This is a genomic window from Roseomonas sp. BN140053, assembly GCF_047690175.1.
Lineage (GTDB): Bacteria > Pseudomonadota > Alphaproteobacteria > Acetobacterales > Acetobacteraceae > Roseomonas.
Genome location: NZ_JBLLEB010000084.1, coordinates 1 through 2,393 on the forward strand (window position 1 = coordinate 1; position 2,393 = coordinate 2,393).

The 2,393-nt window shown below is 67.6% G+C and carries 2 protein-coding genes; both read left to right on the forward strand.

Translation table 11 applies throughout. The features are described 5' to 3' along the window. Positions 1–342 (forward strand): hypothetical protein (locus tag ACLIBK_RS25450; RefSeq protein WP_415390100.1); only part of this gene is annotated, 342 nt, incomplete at its 5' end. Positions 343–566: 224 nt separating this feature from the next. Next, positions 567–1,181, forward strand: coding sequence for an HD domain-containing protein (locus ACLIBK_RS25455; RefSeq protein WP_415390101.1), 615 nt, complete (start codon positions 567–569; stop codon positions 1,179–1,181). Positions 1,182–2,393 lie beyond the last annotated feature (1,212 nt).

The window sequence follows — 2,393 nt, forward strand, 5'->3', positions numbered from 1 at the left end:
TCCAACGGCTTTGCCGCCCGCATCTGGCTGATGGAACAAGCGGCCGCTGCACCGGTGCCGGTAACCTCCGCGGCCGGCCACCCCCTCGCCCTCCGGCGCGGGCAGCTGCTCACCACCGTGAAGAGTCTGCGCCAAGCCTGGCACTGGCGGCGTCAACCGCTGCAGCCCTTTCTCGACTTCCTGGTACGGCAGGGCTTCCTGCGGCTGGAGCTGACCGACACCAAGCGCGAGTTCCTCCTCACCCTGCTGCAGTACGACGACCCCGAGGCGCCCTATGGCCGGATCGAGGACGGCCTGCTGATCTTCCCCCGCGCCAACACGGCCCTCATGGCTCGGTGGTGAGGGCGGATAGCGACCCCTCTCGCCCTACCGTGCCAGCTTCGATCGTGTTGCAGTCCAGGGCGGCCCGGTCTTAGGCTTCCCTTCCGGAGCGGCGGCGGACAACGCCTGGGGCGAATATCGCCTCTGCCCCCGGTAGGGCGCGCGGACTGCGCCTCCCCCCGCTTCCAGAACACCCATCCATCAAATTTGAATCGACCCGCCTCGCGCGGGCGAACAGGAGAGCGATGACCATCGAACACCCCGCCGGGGCACCCCCGAACTGGGACCGCCTCGCCGCGGCCACCACCCTGGCCATGACCCTGCATGGCGGTCAGGTCCGCAAGGGCACCCGCATCCCCTACCTCGCCCACCTGCTGGCCGTGTCCGCCCTGGTGCTGGAGCACGGCGGTGATGGGGATCAGGCCGTGGCCGGCCTGCTGCACGACGTGGTGGAGGATTGCGGCGCCGAGCACGCGGACATGATCCTCGAGCGTTTCGGGCCACGCGTGGCCGGCATCGTGCGCGACTGCACCGATGCCGACACCACCCCCAAGCCGCCCTGGCGCGGCCGCAAGGAGGCCTACCTGCGCCACCTCGAGACCGTCAGCCCCGACACCCTGCTCGTCTCCGCCTGCGACAAGCTGCACAACGCCCGCGCCATCCTGGGCGACCTGCGCTGCCACGGCCCGGCGGTGTTCGGGCGCTTCACGGCCGGCCAGGCCGGGACGCTGTGGTACTACCGAGCCCTGGCCGACGTCTTCGCCCGCCGTCTGCCCGGCCGCCTCGCGCAGGAACTGGACGACACCGTCAATGCCATCGAGGCGCTGGCGGAGCGGGGCGTGGTCGAGACCGTCGTCTGAGCCGGGGAGGGAGGCCGGATCGCGCCTCCCCATCACGGAACCACCCCGGGCCTGACCGAGTGCCGCGCCACGTGCAAGCACCGTCTCGGTCCAGACTGACGGTTTCACCCTGATCCACTTGGTCCCCACGGCGGGTAGGCCAGGGTTACGCCATCACCAGCACGCGGGCCCTGCTCTCGCCGCGATCCCGCGACGTCGTCACGCGCCGCCTCCGAATGACGGAGCAGGCCAAGCGAACCTGGGTAGCGACCCGGGAACGCTGGTCCGCTCTGGCCGAATGCAAACTGCGCGGCCGTCGAGCTTTGGATCCGGTGTGCCGGGACGGAAGTGGAGCTCGCTTGCCCCTGGGTGGCACTGGCGCCGGTTTCCGCAGGGTCCGGTACAGCGCCGGCCGAGGAGAGCGGACCGGATCTGAGACGAACGGCGGCTCGCGCCATGTTGGTCCGTTGAGTGATCCAGACCGCGGCCGGCAGGCAACAAACGGCTGGACTGCCTCCGCCGAGCCGCATGGCCGTCCGTGGCAGGAGTCCCATTCGGAGTCCCATTCCGGTGGGACTCCTGGGAAATGCTGGGGAACGCCGAGGGGAATGGGACGGAAATGGGATTCTGAGGATTGTATCACCTAGGAGTCCCAATCGGATGGACGTCCTCTTCGGCCGGATCGATCATACGGGTCCGACAGGACTGTCTTGACGGTGAACTCGACGTTCCGCGCCGTCTGCCGTCTGAAAGCAGACCAGGCCAGCATGGCAACGTCACAAACTTGGCGGCTCGCTTTCGGCTCGGCTGCCTCGATCTGTGGCAAATCTCACTTTGGCCAGCTCTCTCCTCCTCGACGCTCCCTGCCACGCTCTGAAAGCATGCCCTGAAGCATGCCCTGAAGCATGCCCTGAAGCATGCCCTGAAGCATGCCCGCGCTTGCGAACTTCGTTGTAGACAGAACCAAAGTCTCAGACAGAAACCTGCCCTGAAACCTGCCTTGCGTGCACTTCGGGCTGGCCGTTCCAATGGCGGCCGCGACGGACTGGCTGACCTAAACTGCGCTGCACGTTACTTGCTCGTGGTGCGGCATGATCTCACGGGGCCGAAGCCTAGAGGCTGTTGTGGACCTGCTCCAGGTTGAGGAGGTTCTTGAGCATGAGGCAGGCGAAGGCGACGAGATGCAGGCCCGCGAGGGTTTCGGGGAGGCGCTCGTAGTCACGGACGAGGCGG

What these genes read in the sequence shown, in the direction of transcription:
- ACLIBK_RS25455 (WP_415390101.1), top strand. Translation starts at nt 567, where the DNA reads ATGACCATCGAACACCCCGCCGGGGCACCCCCGAACTGGGACCGCCTC.